Raw genomic sequence first — 19,538 nt, 5'->3', positions numbered from 1 at the left:
CCGCACCGGGCGGACCCGCCGGATCCTGGGGTTGAGTGTAGGGCGGCGTGGGAATCGGGCACCAGGGATCCGGCGCGGCCGGAACCGTGGGAGGAGCGGACGTTCGGCCGACCTCTAGGCGGCGTTCAGTCATGCACGCTAGCGTGGACGTGCCCCGGGGCGCGCGTCCGCAAGACGACGGGCGTCCGTGTCGACCGCCCGGGGCCCGACCCGAAGCGAGGACCCCGTGGACCAGACCGCCGCCCCCACCCAGCCCCCCGTGCCGACGGCCCGCACCGTCGCGCGTCCCCGGCCCCAGTCCCGCGCCCGTGCCGGGGCGGGCCTGCTCGCCGCGGCCGTGCTCATGGTGGGGCTCTCCGGTTGCGCGGTCGCGGAGGACGGCGGCGAGGCCGCGTCCGAGGCCGCGAGCTCCTCGTCCTCGCAGGCGACGGACACCTCGGCCGAGGCCGGGGGACAGCCCGTGGCGGACACCGCCGTGGGGGACGCCGCGAGGACCGCGCTGCCCTCCGTGGTGACCATCTCCGCGACGTCGAGCTCCGCCTCCGGTTCCGGGTCCGGGTCGATCCTGGACACGGAGGGGCACATCCTCACGAACACCCACGTGGTCACCCTCGGCGGCCAGGCCAACGACGCCGAGCTGACGGTGCGCACCTCGGACGGGGAGGTCTACGCTGCCACCGTCGTGGGCACCGACCCGCTGTCCGACCTGGCCGTCATCAAGATCGACGCCCCGGACCTCACCCCCATCCAGATCGGCCGGTCCGGGGATTTGAAGGTCGGGGACGAGGCCGTCGCCATCGGCGCCCCCCTGGGCCTGCCGAACACCGTGACCGACGGGATCATCTCCACCCTGGACCGGACCATCGCGGTGGCGTCCTCCGAGGCGCCCGAGCCGCAGGGCGAGAGCTCCGGCTCGTCCTCCGGCTCCGACCAGTACCGTTTCCAGCTGCCGGGCACCCCGCAGGGCACCCGGGGCGAGGTGTACATCAACGTGCTGCAGACCGACGCGGCCATCAACCCCGGCAACTCCGGAGGCGCGCTCGTCGACGCCGAGGGTCGCCTGGTGGGCGTGAACGTCGCGATCGCCTCGGCCGGCCAGGACCCGAGCGAGGCGGGCAACATCGGGGTCGGCTTCGCCATCCCCGTGGACTACGCCCAGCGGGTCGCGCAGGACCTGATCGACCACGGCAAGGCCACGCATGCCATGCTCGGCGTGAGCGTCACCCCGGAGCCCGCCGAGGTGCAGGGCGGCGGCGAGAACGCTCAGACCGTGTTCAGCGACGGCGCCCGCGTCCAGCAGGTCGTGGGAGGGTCGGCGGCCGACGCGGCCGGGCTGAAGGAGGGCGACGTGATCACCGCCGTCGGCGACCGCGCGGTGATCGACTCCGAGTCCCTCACCGCCGTCGTCCGCGAGTACCGCGTGGGAGACTCGGTGGACGTCACCTACCTCCGCGACGGCGCGGAGCAGAAGACCGAGGTGACGTTCACGGAGGACACCCAATCCTGACCACCACACTCACCACCCCCGCTGAGCTCGCCGCCCACCACGGCTGGCGCCGGGTCTTGGCCGTCGGCGCCCATCCGGACGACCTCGACTTCGGGGCCGCCGCCACCCTGGCCGGATTCAGCGCGGCCGGGCTGCACATCGAGCTGTGCATCGTGACGGACGGGGACGCCGGCGGCTTCGACTCGGAGGGTGCCGAGGCGATGACCGCCCGCCGGCACGCCGAACAGCGCGCGGCCGCCGCCGTCGTCGGTGCCGCCGAGGTCCACTTCCTCGGCGAGCGCGACGGACACCTCGAGCCGGACCACGGCGTGCGCCGCAAGCTCGTGGCCCTGATGCGCCGCGTCCGCCCGGACGTCGTCCTCAGCACTCACCCCGAGCGGGACTGGGAGCGGATGCAGGCCGCACACCCGGACCACCTCGCCTGCGGCGAGGCCGTGGTGCGCGCCGCGTACCCGGCGGTCGAGAACCCGTACGCGTACCCGGAGCTCGCGGCGGAGGGGCTGGAGGCGTTCAAGATCCGGAACCTGCTGCTGTACGCCGCCCCCGCCGCACGCCGGAACACGGTCGTGGACGTCACGGGCCTGGCGGAGCAGAAGCTGCGCGCCCTCGACGCCCACCTCTCCCAGCACCCGGACGTCGACGCGATGCGGCGGCACGTGCTCGCCCAGATGGCCGAGCACCACCGGCACGCCGCCGGCCCGGCCGCCGGGCCGGGCCACGCCGAGGCGTTCCACCTGGTCACGGTCAACGGCCCGGGCACCATCGCCGGGTTCTGAACCGTGCCCGCAGGGGAGGGCCGACGACGGGACGCGTCGTCGGCCCTCCCCCTGCGGGACCTCTCAGTTGGTGCTCGGTCGCCCGCCGTAGCGCGGGCCGGTCTGCGCGGTGGGGTCGAGGTCCACGCCGACGATGGGCTCCGACGTCGGCACCTCCGATCCCGAGCTGGGCTCCACGGAGATGCCCATCGCCGCGAAGCGGTCCAGCCCCCGGAAGGTGACGGGCTCGCCGAAGCCGTTGGCGTCGTACGTGCCGAGGGAGGCCGGGGCCGTGCCGTCCGAGGGGTAGAGCCACAGCTGGTAGGACTGACCCTCCGGCAGCTGGGGCATCCCGCTGATCGTCAGGTAGCCGCTGTTCTGCTCCCGGGACAGGAACGCCTGGACCGTGCCGCCGTCCTGGGCCGGGTACTCCGAGGTCGTGAACAGGTCCTTCGACTGGTCGATGCGGTGCACGATGCCCGGTCGCGTGAACTGGCTCCACACCGTCCACCCGCCGATGCCGAGCACGAGGGCCGCGAGCAGCAGGAGGGCGGTCACCTTGAGCCAGCGCAGGCGGTCCCGCGGCGGGCCGGCGGGGGTGGACTCGTCGCCGATCAGGTCCATGCCCACGTCCTGGGCGGGCAGGCGACGCAGGACCTCGTCGAGCAGGGCCGACGGCGGCTCGGCCGTCACGGACCGGAACGCCCAGGCCACCGCCTGGCGCGCCCCGTCCACCCGGGAGCGCCACCGGGCCAGCTCGCCGCCCCGCCGCTGCACGGCGGAGAAGGCCGCGGTGTGCCCGGCCGTGTCGAGGGCGTGCACAGCCGAGAGGTCGGCCAGCTCGAGTGCGCGGCCGGCGTCCACGTCCTCGCGCACGTCCGCGCCGAGGGCCGGGCCGGTCGCCGGGGCCGGCGCGGACGGCCGGGCGGCGTCCTGGGTGATGTCGCGGCGGGCCGCGACGACCTGCCGGACGCCGTCGCGCAGGAGGGTGCGGGCCCGGTCGGCCGGCAGATCCAGCCGATCGGCGACCTCCCGGTCCGTGCAGCCGCCCAGCCAGGCCAGCCGCACGGCCTCGAACGCGTCCGGGTCCACCCGGTCCATGAGGTCCTCCGGCAGCGCGGCGGGGCCGGCCGGGCCGGGACGACGCCCACGTTCCGCCGCGGAGCCGCCGGCGCGGCGCAGCGAGGTCATCACGCGGTGGGCGAGGACCTCGAGCCACGTGAACACCTGGCGTTCGCGGTGGGTCGCGTCGTCCTGCTCGCTCAGGTCGAGGCCGGCCTCGGACGCCTCCTCCCATGCCGTCAGGTAGGTGCGGACCGTGGCCGCGGCGGCGTCGTCGCCGGGGCCGAACATCGCTTCGGCCAGGCCGTGCACCCACGGGACCGTGGCGTCGTAGAACGCGGAGAACGCGGCCCGGTCACCCTCGGCGCTGCGGCGCAGGAGGGTGTCCAGGGCGGGCTGGCCGGCGTCATCGGGGCGGTCGGCGTGGGGCTCGGACGCGTCAGGAGTCTGCATGGTGGCCTCAGTCTAGGGAATCGGGGCGGGCAGCGGACCCGGCGAAGTCGTGCTGGCGCCAGGCCTCGTACACGGCGATGGAGACGGCGTTCGCCAGGTTCAGGGACCGACGGGCCGGCTGCATGGGCAGGCAGACGGTCTCGGTGACCCGCGGATCGGTCAGCACCTCCTCGGGCAGGCCGGTGGACTCGCGGCCGAAGAGCAGCACGTCGCCGGGCCGGTAGGCGACCCGGTCGTGCCGCACGGACCCGCGCGCGGTGAAGGCCAGCACACGGGCGGGGGCGAGGGCCGCGAGCGCAGCGTCGAGGTCCGGGTGCACCGTCACCACCGCGAGGTCGTGGTAGTCCAGGCCGGCGCGGCGCAGGTGGGCGTCCTCGAACCCGAAGCCCAGCGGCTCCACGAGGTGCAGCTCGGCCCCCGTGAGGGCGGCGAGCCGGATCGCGTTGCCGGTGTTGCCGGGGATCTCCGGGGTGAGCAGCAGGATCCGGAAGCCGGGGGTGCCGGGCGCCGGGGCGCGGTCGGCGCCCTCGTGCGGGTTCGGTCGGGGTGGGGTGGGGGAGTCGGGCACGCGCCCAGCCTAGTGGGGCGCCGCCGGGCGGGGACGTGCCTCAGTGGAGCCGGCCGACCAGCGCGCCGAGCGCGCGCCGGTCCACGAGATCCGGGTCCGTGCCGGTGCCCAGGAAGAGCGCGACCTCGCGCGCGAACGCGATCCCGGGCGCGGGCGGGGCGGTGAGCAGGTCGGCCTGCGCCTCCGGCGCGTCGGCGCCGCGCGTGTGGCGGATCACGGGGGCGTGCCGCGCGTCGCGGTCCGTCATCACGTGCACGAATCCGCCGACGGTGACCTGGGGCAGGGCCTGCTGCCACGCCATCATCGCGGGGCCGAGCAGCGGCGGGGCCACGGGGCGGCCCCGGGAGCGCAGGTCCGCCCCGTCCCAGGTGTAGGTCCCCTCCGGGACCATGACGGAGCCGATCAGCGCCAGGCGGTGGCCGCACAGCACCGCGTGGTCCACGTCGAGGTGCCGTCCCCAGCGCCCGCCCAGCCGCAGCCCGGTCAGGACCCGGGCGGCCGGGAGCGCGTCCGCCACGTGGCGCAGCAGCACGTCGAGGGTGCGGGCCTGCCGCAGCACCCGGTGCTCGTCCGGCAGGATCCCGCGCGGCCGCGGCGCCCCGTGGACGCGTTGGCTCGATCGCGGCAGGTCCAGCACGGTCGGGTCCGCCTCCGCCTCGCCGGGCGGGGGCTCGTAGCGCACGGGGCGGGCGGCACGTCCGCCGGGTCCGGACCGTCCCGACGGTCTCGCCCGCCCTGATCCGGCCGTCGCGCGGGGGCCGCGGGGACCGACGTCCGGGCCGGGCAGCGAGAGGTCGTATCGGCGCCGGGCCTCGGCGTCGCCGAGGAGGTCCCACGCCCGCGTCACGGCCCGGAAGGCGGCGGGGTCGCCGCCGACGTCGGGGTGCGCGGCCCGGGCCGCGCGGCGGTAGGCCCGCCGGACCTCCTCGGCGGTCGCGTCGCGGGGCACGCCCAGGACCTCGTAGGCGGTGCGGTGCTCCTCGGCCGCGCTCACGGCGTGGGGTCCGGGCCGGGGGAGGCGTGCCGCTCGTGGTGCAGGCGCAGGAACAGCATGCCGTCGTCGTGGAGCACCTGGACCAGCTGCAGCCGGGCGGGGAGGCCGGGGCCGTCCTCGCCGGTCAGGACGCGGCCGGCGGCGGGTCCGGCCAGCAGCGGCGCCACGGTGAGGTGCACCTCGTCCACGAGGCCGGCCGCCGCGAGGCTGCCGAACAGGCGCGGTCCGCCCTCGCAGTGGACGACGCGGGCGCCGCGCGCGTGCAGGGTCGCCACCACGGTCTGGGGGTCCACGTGCTCCTCGCCGACCGCCAGCACGTCCGCGCGCGCGGCCAGCGCCGCCGCCCGCTCCGGCTCGGCCGCGAGGGCGGCCCGGGACGTCAGGATCCAGGGGCGCACCGGGGCGGCCGTGAAGAACGCGGACGCCGGGTCCAGGTCCAGGCTGCCGCTGACCACGGCCACGGGCGGGTCCGCGGGCCCGCCGGCCTCCGCGCGTCGACGCCGGTCCTCCTCGGACAGCAGCGCACCCTCGTAGCCCTCGGCCCGGATGGTCCCGGCCCCCACGAGCACGACGTCGGCGTCGTGCCGGGACAGCGAGAGCAGCCGCTGGTCCGCGGGGGAACCGAGCCCGCCCGCACGGCCGTCCAGGGTGGCCGCGCCGTCGGCGGAGGCGATGAACACGACGCGGACCCAGGGTCCGGGGCCGGTGTCCTCAGCCGCCGGGGCCGCGAGGGCGGTGCGGAGGGCGTCGTCGTCCAGGCCGGGGCCGGTCTCGGTCAGCCGTCTCATGCCCGCCCCCCGCGGTGGGCGCGGTGTCCGGCCAGGGTGCTGCGGTCCGGCGGCGGGTTCTCCGCGCCCATGTTGTGGACCAGGCGCGCCGGCTGACGCCACCCGAACACGCACTCGAGCATGCGGGCCGCCGAGACGGAGGCGTCGGCGTCGTGCATGCGCAGGATCCGGGCGCCGCCGTACACGCAGGCCGCGGCCGCGGCCAGCGAGCCGGGCAGGCGCTCGTGCCGGTGCCGGTCCAGGCTCTCGCCGATGAAGTCCTTGTTCGAGACCGCGGCCAGCACGGGCAGCCCCAGGGTGGCGATCTCGTCCAGCCGCCGCGTGATCTCGAGGGTGTGCCGGGTGTTCTTGTTCAGATCGTGGCCGGGGTCCACGATGATCCTCTCCTCGGGGACGCCGAGCGCCACGGCCCGGTCGACGGTGCGCCGCAGGTGGTCGCGGACCTCCCTGACGACGTCGCCGTAGGTCGGCCGGGGGACCACGGCCCGGGGTCCGCGCACGTGGGCGAGGGAGTGGGTGACCACGAGGTGCGCGCCCGCGGCGGCCACCACCCGGCCCAGGTCCGCGTGGAACAGTCCCGTGGTGTCGTTGACGACGTCCGCCCCCGCCGCCAGGGCCGCCTCGGCCACGGCCGGCTGGAACGTGTCCGCCGAGAGGATCAGCCGGCGCGATGCCTCGGACGACCCGGCCCCGTCCCCGCTCCGCAGGGCCGCGATCAGGGGGACCACCCGCGCCGCCTCCTCGGTCGGGTCGAGCTCCGCCCCGGGCGCGAACGGCACGCCGCCGACGTCGACCCACTCGGCTCCGGCGTCCGCCGCGGCGTGGGCCTGGGCGAGGGCGTCCTCCAGGACGGCGCCGGCGCCGTCGTCGTAGAAGGAGTCCGGGGTGCGGTTGACCACGGCCATCGTGACGATCCGGCGGCGGAAGTCGATCTCGTGGTGGGCGAACCGGTGCACCGGGTGGACGAGCGGGACGGAGGGGGTCGGCACCCGGCCATTCAACCACCGGCGCCGCACGGTGACAGTGCGCCCCGGAAGGACTATGTTTCCCTCCCGTGACATTTACCTCGTCGCCGCGGGTCGGCCCGCGTCGGCCCCGCATCCGTCCGACCCAGCTCGTGGTCGGGTCCTTCCTCGTCGCCATCGTGACGGGCACCGGCGCACTGCTGCTGCCCGCCTCGTATCAGGGCCGCGCGCCCACCCCGCTGGAGGCCGCGTTCACGGCGACCAGCGCCACCACGGTGACGGGCCTCGGCGTCGTGGACACCCAGACGTTCTGGACACCCCTGGGTCAGCTCGTGATCCTCACGCTCATCAAGCTCGGTGGCCTGGGCGTCATGACGTTCACGTCGCTGCTGGGGCTGGTGATCCTCCGGCGGCTCGGCCTCACCCAGCGCCTCGACGCCGCGGCCTCCACCCGGGCCGAGGGGATCGGGGACCTGCCCCGGGTGCTGCGGGCCCTGATCCTGTACTCCACGGCCGTCGAGGCCTCGGTGGCGCTGCTGCTGAGCCTGCGCTTCTGGCTGGGCGCGGGAATGTCCCCGGGCCAGGCACTGTGGCAGGGGGTCTTCCACGCGGTCTCCGCATTCAACAACGCCGGGTTCGCGCTGTTCAGCGACAACCTCATGGGCTTCGTCTCGGACCCGTTCATCTGCCTGCCGATCGCGGCGGCGATCATCTTGGGCGGCCTGGGCCTGCCGGTCGTGCTGACCCTGCGGCGAGACCTGCGCCGACCCGAGCGGTGGAACCTCACGGTCCGGCTCGTGCTCGTGGGCACCGCGGTGCTGCTGGTGGGCGGCACGCTCATGTACCTCGTCCTCGAGTGGTCCAACCCGCGGACCCTGGGCGGTCTGGACCCGGCCTCGCGCGTGCTCGCGGCGTTCTTCCAGTCCGTCACGACCCGCACCGCCGGCTTCAACACCCTGGACTACGGGCAGATGCACCCCGTGACGCTCTTCGCCACCGACGTGCTCATGTTCATCGGCGGCGGCCCCGCCGGCACCGCCTCGGGCGTGAAGATCACGACGGCGAGCGTCCTGCTGTTCATCGTGCTCGCGGAGATCCGGGGGGAGGGCGCCGTCCATGCGTTCGGCCGCCGGCTCTCCCGGACCACGCACCGCGAGGCGATCACCGTGATCATGCTCTCCGCGACCGCGATCGCCGTCGCCACGATGGCGCTCATGGGCCTGTCCTCGTTCACGACCGACCAGATCCTGTTCGAGTGCGTGTCCGCGTTCAGCACGGTGGGCCTGTCCACCGGCATCACCGCCCAGCTGCCGCCGGCCGCGCAGGGCATCCTGATGCTCCTCATGTTCGTCGGCCGCATCGGCCCCGCCACCGTCGCCGGCAGCCTGGCCCTGACCGACCGCACCCGCCACTTCGAGTACCCGAAGGAGAGACCCCTCATTGGCTGATCTCACCCGTTCCCTGTTCGCCCCCCGCCGGGGCGACCGCCCCACCGTGGCCGTCCTCGGGCTCGGCCGGTTCGGCTCCGGGGTCGCCCGCGAGCTCATGGAGTCCGACTGCCACGTGCTGGGGGTCGACGCCGATGCCGAGGCCGTCCAGGCGCTCAACGGCCGGCTGACCCACGTCGTCCGCGCGGACAGCACGGACGAGGAGGCGATGCGCCAGCTCTCGGTCCACGAGATGGACCACGTCGTCGTCGCCATCGGCGGCGACCTCGCGGACTCGATCCTCACCGTCTCGCTGATGCGGCGGTTCGGGACGCACCAGCTCTGGGCCAAGGCCAATGACGACCGCCACGGCGAGATCCTGCGTCAGCTCGGCGTGGAGCACGTGGTCCACCCGGAGCGGGACATGGGCCGCCGCGTGGCGCACCTGGTCAGCACGTCCTTCCAGGACTTCGTCGAGGTCGAGCCGGGCCTGGCCATGGTCCGGGCCACGCCGCCGTCGCGCCTGCTGGGCAGGGACCTGCGAGCCACCGGGCTCGCGGGGGAGCGGGGCATGCGCGTGGTCGCCGTCCGCAGCCGCGGCACGTGGCTCTACCCGCCGAGTCACTACGTGCTCGAGCCCGAGGACACGATCCTCCTGGTGGGCCCGACCCGCGACGTCGAGCGGTTCCTCGCCCGGGACTGAGCCGGGGCACATCCGGCGCGGCTCCTAGACTGGCCGGGTGACCACCCCGGACCGCGTGCACCTGGACCACGCCGCCACCACGACGGTGCGCCCCACCGCGCTCGCGGCCCTGGCCGAGGCGGCCGCGCTGCCCGGCAACCCGGCCTCCCTCCACGCCTCCGGCCGCCGGGCCAAGCTGCGCCTCGAGGAGGCGCGGGAGCGCATCGCCGCGGCGCTCGGGGCGCACCCCACCGAGGTGATCCTCACGTCCGGGGGCACCGAGGCGGACAACCTAGCCATCCAGGGGCTGTACCGGGCCCGCCGCGCGGCCGCTCCGGAGCGCACCCGGATCGTGCTGACCGGCATCGAGCACCACGCGGTCCTCGACGTGGTGGACTGGCTCGCCGCGCACGAGGGCGCCGAGCCGGTGCTCGTCCCGGTCGACGACGACGGGCGGGTCGACCTCGCCGCATGGGGGGCCGCGCTGGCGACCGCGCCCGAGCGGACCGCCCTGGCCACGCTGATGTGGGCCAACAACGAGATCGGCACGGTCCAGCCCGTGGCCGAGGCCGCCCGGCTCGCGGCCGACCACGGGGTCCCGTTGCACACCGACGCCGTCCAGGCCCTCGGGGCGGTGCCCGTGGACTTCGCCGCGTCCGGGGCCGCGACCCTGGCCGTCTCGGGGCACAAGGTCGGCGCCCCCGTGGGTGTCGGCGCCCTGCTCGTGCGCCGGGACGTCACGCTGGAGGCCGTGGTGCACGGCGGCGGCCAGGAGCGCCGCCTGCGCTCGGGCACGGTCTCGGTGGCCCTGGCCGCCGCGCTCGCGGCCGCCGTGGCGGAGGCTGTCGCGGAGCAGCCCGCCGAGGCCGCCCGCCTGGGCGGGCTGCGGGACGAGGTGATCGCCGCCGTCGACGCCCTGGATGGGGTGCGCCTGACCGGGCCGCGGGACCTCGACCCGGCGACGGGGCAGCCGCTGCCGCCGGGGACGCACCGACTGCCCGGCAACGTCCACATCACCGTGCCGGGCCGGACGGCGGACGCGCTGCTGTTCTCCTTCGACATGGCCGGGCTGGACACCTCGTCCGGGTCCGCGTGCACCGCCGGGGTGGCCGAGCCGTCGCACGTGGTCGCGGCCCTGCCGGGGCGGACGGAGGCCGACGCGCGGGCCACCCAGCGGTTCACCCTCGGCCGGACGACGACGCAGGCCGAGGCGGCCGCGCTCATCGACGCGCTGCGGACGCTGCTGGGGCCGGGCGTCTAGACTGGACCGCCCGTCCGCCGTCGAGAGAGGAGTCCGCCCGTGAAGGTCCTGGCCGCCATGTCCGGGGGAGTCGACTCCGCCGTCGCCGCGGCGCGTGCCGTGGACGCCGGACACGACGTCGTCGGCGTCCACCTGGCCCTGTCCCGCATGCCCGGCACCCTGCGCACCGGCTCGCGCGGCTGCTGCACCATCGAGGACGCCTCGGACGCGTGGCGCGCGTGTGAGCGGCTCGGCATCCCCTTCTACACGTGGGACTTCTCCGAGCGGTTCGCGGAGGACGTCGTGGACGACTTCGTGGCCGAGTACGAGGCCGGCCGCACGCCCAACCCGTGCATGCGCTGCAACGAGCGCATCAAGTTCGCGGCGCTGCTCGAGCGTGCCCTCGAGCTGGGCTTCGACGCCGTCTGCACCGGCCACTACGCCGCCGTGCGGCCCGGTCCGGACGGCTCGCTGGAGCTGCACCGCGCCGCGGACGACGCGAAGGACCAGTCCTACGTGCTCGGCGTGCTGACGGCGGATCAGCTCGCCCACTGCCTCTTCCCGCTCGCGGACACGCCGTCCAAGGAGCTCGTGCGCGCCGAGGCGGCCGAGCGCGGCCTGTCCGTGGCGGCGAAGCCGGACTCCCACGACATCTGCTTCATCCCCGACGGCGACACCCGCGGCTGGCTGGCCGAGCGCATCGACCTGGCCCCCGGCCCCATCGTGGACGCGGAGGGACAGGAGCTCGGCACCCACGCGGGCGCCCAGGCGTTCACGGTCGGCCAGCGCAAGGGCCTGGCCATCGGCCGTCCCGCGCCCGACGGCAAGCCCCGGTTCGTGCTCGAGGTGCGGCCGAAGGAGAACACCGTGGTCGTCGGCGGGCGTGAGCTGCTCGACGTCGACCGCATCACCGGCATCCGACCGTCGTGGGCCGGCGCCCCGGTGCCCGAAGCCCGCACGGGTGCCTGGTTCGACTGTGCGCTGCAGTTCCGGGCCCACGGCGAGATCGTCGAGGCCCGCGCCCGCCAGCGCGCGGACGCGGCGGGGCATCCGGGGTGGGAGATCGAGCCGGTGCGCCCCCTGCGCGGCGTGGCTCCCGGTCAGACGGCCGTCCTGTACCGGGGCACCCGCGTGCTCGGCCAGGCCACCATCGACACCGCCCGCAATGCCCGGCTGTCCGCCCCCGCGGATGCGTAGGCTTCGGCCATGAGCCCGGACTACGACCCCCACGCCAGCTCACTGCCCGGCACCGCGGACCCGGCGGTCCTCGACGAGCTCTTCGCGATCCGCGGCAGCATCGACAACATCGACGCCTCGCTCGTCTACCTGCTGGCCGAGCGGTTCAAGTTCACGCAGCGGGTCGGTGCGCTGAAGGCCCGGCACGACCTGCCGCCCTCGGACCCCGGGCGTGAGGCCGCCCAGATCGCGCGGCTGCACCGGCTCGCGCTCGAGGCGGACCTCGAGCCCGCGTTCGCCGAGAAGTTCCTGAACTTCATCATCGCCGAGGTCATCCGCCACCACCGCGCGCTGGCGGCCGAGGGCCGGCCGGACGCCGAGGCGGAGCCGGGGGCGCGCTCCGGGGACGCGGATGACTGAGGCCGCCCACGACGACGGCGCCACCGGCCCCGTCGCCCTCGGCGGCACGCCGTGGCGCGGCACCGACGTCGCCGAGGCGCAGCGCGTCACGCTCGGCGAGCTCGGCGCGGACCACTGGCCGGTGCTCCCCGAGCTGCCCGATCGCGGACCCGGCGCCGACGCCACCGGCCGCTCGGCCGCCCTTCTGCAGGAGCTGGCCGTCGACCTGCAGCCGCACGGCTGGCGGGTCAGCCCGCCCGGGGCCGCCGGCTCCGGCCGTGACCGACGCCGCGCCGTCTCCCTCTGGCGCGAGGACGCACACCGCTGGGCGGACACCGCGGGGGCCGAGGGCGCCGTCGTCGAACGTCTGGCCGTGCGGGTGCGCGGCCCGCTCAGCCTGCTCGCCGGCCTCTGGCTGCCCGGGGGAGAGCGCGTCCTCGGCGACCACGGCGCCCGCCGCGACGTCGCCGAGTCCTATCTCGAGGGACTGCAGGACGCCCTGCCCCGCCTCCGGAGGGCCACCGGGGCGGCCCGCCTCGGCGTCGTCGTCGACGAGCCGTGGGCGGCGGCCGTCCTCGCCGGGACCCTGCCCACCGCGAGCGGGTACCGCACCGTCCGGTCGCTGCCGCGCGAGGAGGCCCGCGGGCTGTGGCGCGCCGCTCTCGACGGGCTCACCGCCCTGCCCGACGTCGCCCGGGTGTGGCTCGCGCCGGGCCGCCGGGCCGCCTCCCCGGGGGCCGAGCTGCCCGGGCCCGCCGCGCTGGCGACGCTGACGGGAGAGTCCCTGCCCAGGCCCGACGCAGCCGCGGACGCGCCCGCCCCGGCCCCGGTCTCCCTCGTGGTGGGCGTGGGCGCCCTCGACGACGGCGCGGACGGCACGCCCGGCACCCGCGAGGCGTGGGAGGCGGCGGCCGGCTGGGCCGACGTGGGGCGCGGGCTGACGCTGGCCCCCGAGCCGGGCGTGCGCCCGGTCGACGTCGTCCGCACGTGGGAACGGCTGGGGGTGGACCCCGGACGCGTGGGCGACGTCGGCCTCACGGCGGCGGGGTCGCACGACCCCGCCGTGCTCCGCACTCTGCGGCGGGACGCGGAGGAGCTGACCGCACGGCTCGCCGAGCTGCGCGGCTGAGCCGGCGCCCCGACGGACCGGGGCGACCTCCGGCGTCGTCCGCCGGGGACGGGCCCGCCCGGCGGGTATCATCGGGCTGATCCTGAAAATTTCCTGTGCCCGGGGCCGGTCCCGCCCGCGGCGCCGGGGGGAGCGCTGACGAGGAGGTCAGGATGGGCAAGGCCAAGATCCTGGTGGTGGACGACGACGAGGCGCTGGCCGAGATGATCGGCATCGTCCTGCGCAACGACGGCTTCGAGCCGACGTTCGCCGCAGACGGCACCTCCGCACTGCCCGCGTTCCACCGCGAGCGCCCCGATCTCGTGCTGCTGGACCTCATGCTCCCCGGCATCGACGGCATCGAGGTCTGCAGGCTCATCCGAGCCGAGTCGGACGTGCCGATCGTGATGCTCACGGCCAAATCGGACACGGCGGACGTGGTGCGCGGCCTCGAGTCGGGTGCGGACGACTACGTGCCCAAGCCGTTCAAGCCAGCCGAGCTCGTGGCTCGCGTCCGGGCGCGCCTGCGTGAGGGGGAGGCCAAGCCGGCGGAGGTCCTGCACATCGGGGACCTCGAGATCGATGTGGCGGGCCACCAGGTCACCCGCGGCGGCGTCGGCATCGCCCTCACCCCGCTGGAGTTCGATCTCCTCGTGGCCCTCGCCCGGCGGCCGCGCCACGTCTTCACTCGCGAGATGCTCCTGGAGGAGGTCTGGGGCTACCGGCACCAGGCCGACACCCGGCTCGTGAACGTCCACGTCCAGCGCCTGCGCTCCAAGGTCGAGCCGGATCCCGAGAACCCGTGCGTCGTGCTGACCGTCCGCGGCGTCGGGTACAAGGCCGGCCAGGGCTGAGCGCATGACCGTGTCCGGCCCGGATGTGAGCGCGGCCCCGGCGGCCGAGTCCGGTGCCGAGCCGGTCGAGCCCGCCGCCGGCCGCCCACGGTCGTGGGTCCCCGGCCCCGCGTGGCGTGCGCTGCGCCGCCGGTGGCGCCGGTCCCTGCGGCTGCGCACGGCGGTGCTCGCGGCCCTGCTCTCGATCCTCGCGGGCCTCGTGGTCGCCGCGTTCCTGACGCAGCAGATCACCCAGGCCCTCTTCGAGGCCCGCTACGAGCAGGTCCAGGCCGAGGCCCGCCGTGGCCTGAGCCAGGTGCGCGAGACGTTCGCGCAGACCACCGCCACGGACGCGCAGAGCACGGACGTGCTGGTGACCCAGACCCTGCGTGCCCTCGAGGGGGACTCGGGCACCACGATCCGTCGCCGCTACCACCTCGCCCCGCTGCCGGACTCCGAGTCCGCGTACGTGGGGACGATCTCCTCCGCCGGGCTCGATCCCGCGGTGATCCCCCAGGAGCTGCAGGACGCGGTCGCCTCCGGGCCGGGCGTGTATGACGCGAGCGTGGCGCTGCCGGACCCCGGCGGTGGCACCCGACCCGGCCTCGTGTTCGGCGCCCAGGTGGTGCTGCCCCCGGGTGCCACCTACGGGCTCTACCTCGTCTACGACCTCTCGGACGTCCAGAGCTCGCTCGACTCGGTGCTGGGGGTGCTGCTGGTGTTCGGCGTCGGCTTCCTGGTGATCAACGTGCTGGTCTCGTGGTGGGTCTCGCGGCGGGTGACCCGGCCCGTGCAGCAGGCGGCCCGGGCGGCCGAGTCCCTCTCGAGCGGTAACCTGGCCGTGCGGATGCCGGTCGACGGTGAGGACGAGATGGCCCGCCTGAGCATGTCCTTCAACCGGATGGCGGACAGCATCCAGGACCAGATCGGCCAGCTCGCCCAGCTGTCCCAGATGCAGCAGCGGTTCGTCTCGGACGTCTCCCATGAGCTGCGCACGCCGCTGACGACCGTGCGGATGGCGGCCGACGTGCTGTACGGCTCACGCGAGGACTTCGACCCGGTCAACCGACGCTCGACCGAGCTGCTCTACCACCAGGTGGACCGCTTCCAGGCCATGCTCGCGGACCTGCTGGAGATCACCCGGTTCGACGCCGGCGCCGCCACCCCGGCCCTCGAGGCCACGGACATGCTCGAGCTGGCCCGCGACGTCGTGCTCACCTCTCAGCCGCTGGCCGACCAGATCGGCGTGCCCGTGTACGTGGTGCCCATGGACCGGGACCGCGCCGACGGCCACGTCGCCTGGGTCGACCCGCGGCGGATCGAACGGATCCTGCGCAACCTGGTGAACAACGCGATCGAGCACGCCGAGGGCCGGCCGGTGGACGTGCTCGTGGCGGCCGACGAGGAGGCCGTCACGTTCGCCGTCGTGGATCACGGCATCGGCATGAGCCCCGAGCAGGTGCAGCGCGTGTTCGACCGGTTCTGGCGCGCCGACCCCGCACGCAAGCGCACCACCGGCGGGTCCGGACTGGGTCTGGCGATCGCCACCGAGGACACCCGGCTGCACGGCGGCCGGCTCGAGGCGTGGGGCGAGCTGGGGGAGGGATCCACCTTCATGGTGACCCTGCCGCGGGCGCCGCGCCCGGCCGTGCAGGGCGCGGAGGCCCCCGAACCGATCGGCCGCTCCGTGCTGCCCATTCCGCCCCGCTACAGCACGGCGGACCGCCGGTACGCCGATGACCTGTCCCGGCCCGTCCCGCAGGAGGCGGACGCCGACGCCGCCGGCGCGATCACGGACGTCGCCGCGGCGGCCGCGGCCGCCCCGCCGTCCGCGCGCCAGGCCGAGCAGGCCCTGACCGCGCCGACCCGGCCGGTGCGCGTGGTCCCTCCCGCCGACGGGTCGGCTGCCGGGGACCGGACCGGCGATAACGGGGCAGAGGAGGCCCGATGACCACCGTGGATCCGCAGCCGCCCCGCCCGCCGCGGGTCGCCGTCGTCGGCGTGATCGTCGCCCTGGTGCTCGCCCTCAGCGGCTGCACCCAGATCCCCCAGAGCTCCGAGGTGCGCAGCGCCGACCCGGTCGACGGGGCCACCGCGGCCGCCGACGCGCCGCAGTTCCATCCGCCGGGACCGGCCGAGTCGGACACAGCGGAGGAGGCCATCCGGGGCTTCCTGCTCGCGGGCACGAGCCCGCAGGACGACTACGCGGTGGCGCGCGAGTTCCTCGACGGGCCAGCGGCCACCCAGTGGACGCCCGGACAGCGCACTCTCGTGTACTCGGCGGAGCCGCGCATCACCCGGGGCGACGGCGCCGGGCACTACCAGATCCAGGTCGAGGTCGACTCGGAGATCGACGAGTACGGCCTGCGGACCATCGCGCCGCCGGGGACCACGCGGGCTTGGGCGGTCACGGTGCAGGAACGGCCGCAGGGCATGCGGATCACGTCCACGGAGAACGGCACGCTGCTCTCCCAGGCGCAGTTCGGACAGCTGTTCGCCCCGCACGAGCTCGCCTTCTACGACACCGCGAAGCGCTACGTCGTGCCGGACGTGCGGTGGTTCGTCAATCGGGGCACCACCGTGACCGCGGTGACGCGAGCGCTGCTGCGCGGGCCGGCACCGTATCTGGCCGGGGCGGTGGACACGGCCTTCCCGCTGCGCACCGGCACCGACCTGGCCGCGCCCACGGTGCCCGTCGACGACGACGGGGTGGCCCACGTCGACCTCACCCAGGCGGCTGCCGAGGGGGCCGACGCCGACCGGCGGCACCGCATGCGGGAGCAGCTGGAGCTGACCCTGACGGGCCTCCAGTCGGTCAAGGAGGTCGAGGTGACCGTCGCCGGCGCCCAGCTGTCCACGTCGGGAGACGACGGCCCCGCCCCGGTCCAGACCGACGCCGCCGTCGGCTCGGTCCAGGTGGGCATCGACACGGCGACGGGCGGACTCGTCTACGTGCAGGGGACCAGCGTCACGCCGGTGGGCGGCGCCCCGGACGTCACCGCGCTCGATCCGGTCCGCCCGACGATGTCCGGCGACCGCAGCCGCTTCGCGTTCGTCACCCGTGACCGGACGGCGGTCCACGTCGCCGGCACGGACGGCTCCCTGCGGGAGGTGCTGCGCGGCACCGGGCTCACCGTCCCGTCGCTGGACCTCCTGGGCTGGGTGTGGGCGGCCGACCGGGGGACGACCTCGCGGATCCGCGCCGTCTCGGCCCAGCCCGGCGGGCAGGAGCGCATCGTGACGGCCACGTGGCTGCGGCCCGGCGAGCGGATCGTCGACCTGCGGTTGTCCCGGAGCGGGGCCCGGGCCGCGATGCTCGTCGACGACGGCCAGCGGACCACTCTGCGCGTGTCCGGCGTCGTGCGCGGTTCGGACGGGGTGCCGAACGCCCTGACCGAGCCGATCCTGCTGCCCTCCTCCGGGTCGGAGGACTCGGTGGAGTGGGCCGGCGACACGAACCTGCTCGTCTCGGCGTACGCCGAGAAGCCGGAGGAGCGCGTGGTGCCGCGGATCGTCTCGATCGACGGCACCGTCCGGGAGCTCAACCCGCTGGGCGGTCTGCGGGGGATCTCCGCCGGCGACGACGGCGCCTATTACGCGGAGACGGAGGAGTTCGTGTTCCTGCTGGTGGGCTCCTCGTGGCGGGCGCAGGAGCTCGACCGCGGGGTGCGCGACCTCTCGTTCCCGGACTGAGCCGGGCCCGCGCCGGGCGCCCGTCGTCCATTCCTGCACAGCCGCCCCGTCCCGCACAGCGGCCCGCCCCGGCGCCCGGACGGCGGTGGCGTGCGGTGGACTCATCGCATGCCTTCCCCGCCGTCCTCCCCGTCCCCGGCGTCGGCGTTCGGCGCCCTCGGTCGGGCCCTGGCCGACCTGGTCCTGCCCGCCGAGTGCGCGGTGTGCGCGGCGCCGGGCCACCGGCTCTGCCCGGCCTGCGCGGAGGGACTGACCGCCGCCCTGTCCCTGCCCTTCCGGGCGGAGCAGGACGCCCCGGCCCTGCCCTTGGGCCCCGGCGGCGCTCCCCTGCCGGTGATGGCGGCCGGTCGCTACGCAGAACCGCTGGCGGCCGCCGTGCTCGCGTTCAAGGACCATCACGCGCTGCACCTGCGCGGCGTGCTGGGCGAGGCCCTCTGCCGGACCGTCGCCGCGGCGCGCCTCGAGCCGGACCTGCCCGGGGCGCGGCACGCCCTGCTCGTCCCGGTCCCGGGCGGCGCGGTCGGATTCCGACGGCGCGGCTACGACCCGCTCGCCGAGCTCACCCGGGCGCTGCCGGCGCCGTGGCTGGTCTCCGACGCCGTCCGTGCGCGCCTGCTGCCCCGCGCGAGCACGCTCCGGGGCGGCGGCCCGTCCCACGCGGGCGCCGGGGCGGGCCAGCGCCGCCGGCGGGCCCGGGACTGGCGCGTCGCCGCCGGGCGGCTGCCGGCCGGCGCGCCCGTCCTGCTCGTGGACGACGTCCTCACCACCGGCGCCACCCTCGCCGCGCTCGCGGAGGCGGTGCGCCGCGCCGGCGGGCACCCCGTCGGGGCCGTCGTGCTCGCGGCCGTGGCCCCGCCGCGGGACCCCGCCGAGCCTGGCCCCCGGCCAGGCCCCCGGGTAGGGTGAACGGCACGGAATCGCCCCTACGGTTCCCGTCCTGCCGACGGCTGGAAGGAGGTCGCACCCTCGGACCCGCCGCCGCCCTGCGGACGCGACACCGAGGCGCACCTCCCCTCCCGAGGCCGGACCCGTGAGAGTCGGACCAGGAGGACGCCATGACCATGGATGTCAGCTACATCGCCCGCAACCTCAGGCTCCCGGAGAGCTTCCGCGACCACGTCGTCGAGCGCACCGAGCGCCTCCAGCCGCTCGCCGAGGGCGCCGACACGCTCGAGGTCCGCGTGACGAAGTCCTCCCACCACAAGCACTCGGACGAGACGGTCCGCGTGGAACTGACGGTCCGTGGCCCGCGGGACGTCGTGCGGGCCGAGGCCGACGCGGACGACAAGCTGGCAGCCTTCGACCAGGCCGCCACCCGACTGACCGAGCGCCTGCGGCGCATGCGCGACCGCCGCAAGGACCGCCGCCACGGCAAGCTCGGCGCCTCCCGCGGTGCGGGCGAGGTCGGATTCGTGCCGCCGCTGCCGCCGTCGGGTGCCGCGCTGGCCGCGGAGGAGGCCGCCGAGCAGGACGCCCCCGAGGTGGGCACCCCGGTGCGCATCCGCCAGAAGGCGTTCCCCGCGACCCCCATGAGCGTGGACGAGGCCGTGGACGCGATGGAGTTGGTGGGTCATGACTTCTTCCTCTTCCAGAACGCCGAGACCGGCGTGCCCTCCGTGGTCTACCGTCGTCGGGGCTGGAGCTACGGCGTGATCCGCCTGGACGAGTCCCTCCCGCAGGATCACGTCTCCGCCTCCGAGGGGGAGCGGGCCTACCAGGCGCGGGAGGACTGACCGCCCCGCCGACGTCGACCACGACCTGCTGACGCCGCGGCGCCCTTCCCCTCCGGGACGGGCGCCGCGGCCCGTCCGGGCTCGGCCCGTACACTGTCCCGGAGACCGCGCCACGGCCGAGCGCGAGGGGCATCCCGTCCCGCCCCGGCCACACC

Annotated in this window: 18 protein-coding genes; 13 read left to right on the top strand and 5 right to left on the bottom strand. The window is 75.7% G+C overall.

What is annotated here, in order from left to right; genetic code table 11:
* The first annotated feature begins 226 nt into the window (after nt 1–226).
* The gene (locus AC3RJ9_RS07085) at nt 227–1,507 is read left to right on the top strand and encodes a S1C family serine protease (protein ID WP_061867013.1); all 1,281 of its coding nucleotides are present in this window, start codon (nt 227–229) and stop codon (nt 1,505–1,507) included.
* Nucleotides 1,504–2,283 carry a PIG-L deacetylase family protein gene (locus AC3RJ9_RS07080; RefSeq protein ID WP_061867174.1) on the top strand — a complete coding sequence of 260 codons (780 nt, stop codon included), beginning with the start codon at nt 1,504–1,506 and terminating at the stop codon, nt 2,281–2,283. Before AC3RJ9_RS07085 ends, AC3RJ9_RS07080 begins: the two co-directional genes overlap by 4 nt.
* 63 nt (nt 2,284–2,346) lie before the next feature.
* Here the strand turns inward: AC3RJ9_RS07080 and AC3RJ9_RS07075 are convergent, their stop codons facing one another.
* The 5 genes from AC3RJ9_RS07075 to folP are packed head-to-tail and all read right to left on the bottom strand — an operon-like array spanning nt 2,347 to nt 7,116.
* Complete coding sequence (locus AC3RJ9_RS07075; protein ID WP_063189528.1) at nt 2,347–3,777, bottom strand: anti-sigma factor; 1,431 nt, start codon at nt 3,775–3,777, stop codon at nt 2,347–2,349.
* A 7-nt stretch (nt 3,778–3,784) separates the two neighbouring features.
* Complete coding sequence (locus AC3RJ9_RS07070) at nt 3,785–4,345, bottom strand: tRNA (cytidine(34)-2'-O)-methyltransferase (RefSeq protein ID WP_044659766.1); 561 nt, start codon at nt 4,343–4,345, stop codon at nt 3,785–3,787.
* Nucleotides 4,346–4,385: 40 nt separating this feature from the next.
* The gene (locus AC3RJ9_RS07065) at nt 4,386–5,339 is read right to left on the bottom strand and encodes a J domain-containing protein (protein ID WP_063189526.1); all 954 of its coding nucleotides are present in this window, start codon (nt 5,337–5,339) and stop codon (nt 4,386–4,388) included.
* Nucleotides 5,336–6,127, bottom strand: coding sequence for a pyrimidine reductase family protein (locus AC3RJ9_RS07060; protein ID WP_036315978.1), 792 nt, complete (start codon nt 6,125–6,127; stop codon nt 5,336–5,338). Before AC3RJ9_RS07060 ends, AC3RJ9_RS07065 begins: the two co-directional genes overlap by 4 nt.
* On the bottom strand, nt 6,124–7,116 hold the full coding sequence (gene folP, locus AC3RJ9_RS07055; RefSeq protein ID WP_036315981.1) for a dihydropteroate synthase: 993 nt from the start codon (nt 7,114–7,116) through the stop codon (nt 6,124–6,126). Before folP ends, AC3RJ9_RS07060 begins: the two co-directional genes overlap by 4 nt.
* Before the next feature lie 128 nt (nt 7,117–7,244).
* Between folP and AC3RJ9_RS07050 the strand changes: the two genes are divergently transcribed.
* The 11 genes from AC3RJ9_RS07050 (at nt 7,245) to hpf (ending at nt 19,383) form a co-directional block, all read left to right on the top strand.
* Nucleotides 7,245–8,540 carry a TrkH family potassium uptake protein gene (locus AC3RJ9_RS07050; protein ID WP_036315982.1) on the top strand — a complete coding sequence of 432 codons (1,296 nt, stop codon included), beginning with the start codon at nt 7,245–7,247 and terminating at the stop codon, nt 8,538–8,540.
* Nucleotides 8,533–9,222: a potassium channel family protein gene (locus tag AC3RJ9_RS07045; RefSeq protein ID WP_036315984.1), complete on the top strand. Its 690-nt coding sequence runs from the start codon at nt 8,533–8,535 to the stop codon at nt 9,220–9,222. The genes AC3RJ9_RS07050 and AC3RJ9_RS07045 overlap by 8 nt, the downstream gene beginning before the upstream one ends.
* Nucleotides 9,223–9,259: 37 nt before the next feature.
* Nucleotides 9,260–10,462 carry a cysteine desulfurase family protein gene (locus AC3RJ9_RS07040; protein ID WP_123244136.1) on the top strand — a complete coding sequence of 401 codons (1,203 nt, stop codon included), beginning with the start codon at nt 9,260–9,262 and terminating at the stop codon, nt 10,460–10,462.
* Between the two features lie 39 nt (nt 10,463–10,501).
* Nucleotides 10,502–11,638, top strand: coding sequence for a tRNA 2-thiouridine(34) synthase MnmA (mnmA, locus tag AC3RJ9_RS07035; protein ID WP_041105223.1), 1,137 nt, complete (start codon nt 10,502–10,504; stop codon nt 11,636–11,638).
* A 9-nt stretch (nt 11,639–11,647) separates the two neighbouring features.
* On the top strand, nt 11,648–12,037 hold the full coding sequence (locus AC3RJ9_RS07030) for a chorismate mutase (RefSeq protein ID WP_041105225.1): 390 nt from the start codon (nt 11,648–11,650) through the stop codon (nt 12,035–12,037).
* The gene (locus AC3RJ9_RS07025) at nt 12,030–13,145 is read left to right on the top strand and encodes a hypothetical protein (protein WP_041105226.1); all 1,116 of its coding nucleotides are present in this window, start codon (nt 12,030–12,032) and stop codon (nt 13,143–13,145) included. Before AC3RJ9_RS07030 ends, AC3RJ9_RS07025 begins: the two co-directional genes overlap by 8 nt.
* A 152-nt stretch (nt 13,146–13,297) precedes the next feature.
* Nucleotides 13,298–13,978, top strand: a complete 681-nt coding sequence (gene mtrA / locus AC3RJ9_RS07020; protein WP_036315993.1) for an MtrAB system response regulator MtrA — start codon at nt 13,298–13,300, stop codon at nt 13,976–13,978.
* Nucleotides 13,979–13,982: 4 nt separating this feature from the next.
* Complete coding sequence (mtrB, locus tag AC3RJ9_RS07015; RefSeq protein WP_041105228.1) at nt 13,983–15,908, top strand: MtrAB system histidine kinase MtrB; 1,926 nt, start codon at nt 13,983–13,985, stop codon at nt 15,906–15,908.
* Nucleotides 15,905–17,650 (top strand): LpqB family beta-propeller domain-containing protein, encoded by a 1,746-nt coding sequence (locus tag AC3RJ9_RS07010; protein ID WP_002854873.1) that lies wholly within the window; start codon nt 15,905–15,907, stop codon nt 17,648–17,650. Before mtrB ends, AC3RJ9_RS07010 begins: the two co-directional genes overlap by 4 nt.
* 108 nt (nt 17,651–17,758) lie before the next feature.
* Complete coding sequence (locus AC3RJ9_RS07005) at nt 17,759–18,556, top strand: ComF family protein (protein ID WP_041105230.1); 798 nt, start codon at nt 17,759–17,761, stop codon at nt 18,554–18,556.
* A gap of 149 nt (nt 18,557–18,705) precedes the next feature.
* Entirely contained in the window at nt 18,706–19,383 is a 678-nt protein-coding gene (hpf, locus tag AC3RJ9_RS07000; RefSeq protein ID WP_041105232.1) for a ribosome hibernation-promoting factor, HPF/YfiA family, read from the top strand.
* Nucleotides 19,384–19,538 lie beyond the last annotated feature (155 nt).

The organism is Micrococcus sp. 63XJN7_6_ISO-PGPR-S23-444, assembly GCF_058072765.1.
Note: the sequence above shows the minus strand (reverse complement) of the source record. Positions and strands in the feature narration are given on the sequence as shown.

Bases quoted from the DNA above. Each gene is read 5' to 3' on its own strand.
- AC3RJ9_RS07075 (WP_063189528.1), bottom strand. From the start codon at position 3,777: ATGCAGACTCCTGACGCGTCCGAGCCCCACGCCGACCGCCCCGATGAC.
- AC3RJ9_RS07060 (WP_036315978.1), bottom strand. From the start codon at position 6,127: ATGAGACGGCTGACCGAGACCGGCCCCGGCCTGGACGACGACGCCCTC.
- AC3RJ9_RS07030 (WP_041105225.1), top strand. From the start codon at position 11,648: ATGAGCCCGGACTACGACCCCCACGCCAGCTCACTGCCCGGCACCGCG.
- AC3RJ9_RS07025 (WP_041105226.1), top strand. From the start codon at position 12,030: ATGACTGAGGCCGCCCACGACGACGGCGCCACCGGCCCCGTCGCCCTC.
- mtrA (WP_036315993.1), top strand. From the start codon at position 13,298: ATGGGCAAGGCCAAGATCCTGGTGGTGGACGACGACGAGGCGCTGGCC.
- mtrB (WP_041105228.1), top strand. From the start codon at position 13,983: ATGACCGTGTCCGGCCCGGATGTGAGCGCGGCCCCGGCGGCCGAGTCC.
- AC3RJ9_RS07010 (WP_002854873.1), top strand. From the start codon at position 15,905: ATGACCACCGTGGATCCGCAGCCGCCCCGCCCGCCGCGGGTCGCCGTC.
- AC3RJ9_RS07005 (WP_041105230.1), top strand. From the start codon at position 17,759: ATGCCTTCCCCGCCGTCCTCCCCGTCCCCGGCGTCGGCGTTCGGCGCC.
- hpf (WP_041105232.1), top strand. From the start codon at position 18,706: ATGACCATGGATGTCAGCTACATCGCCCGCAACCTCAGGCTCCCGGAG.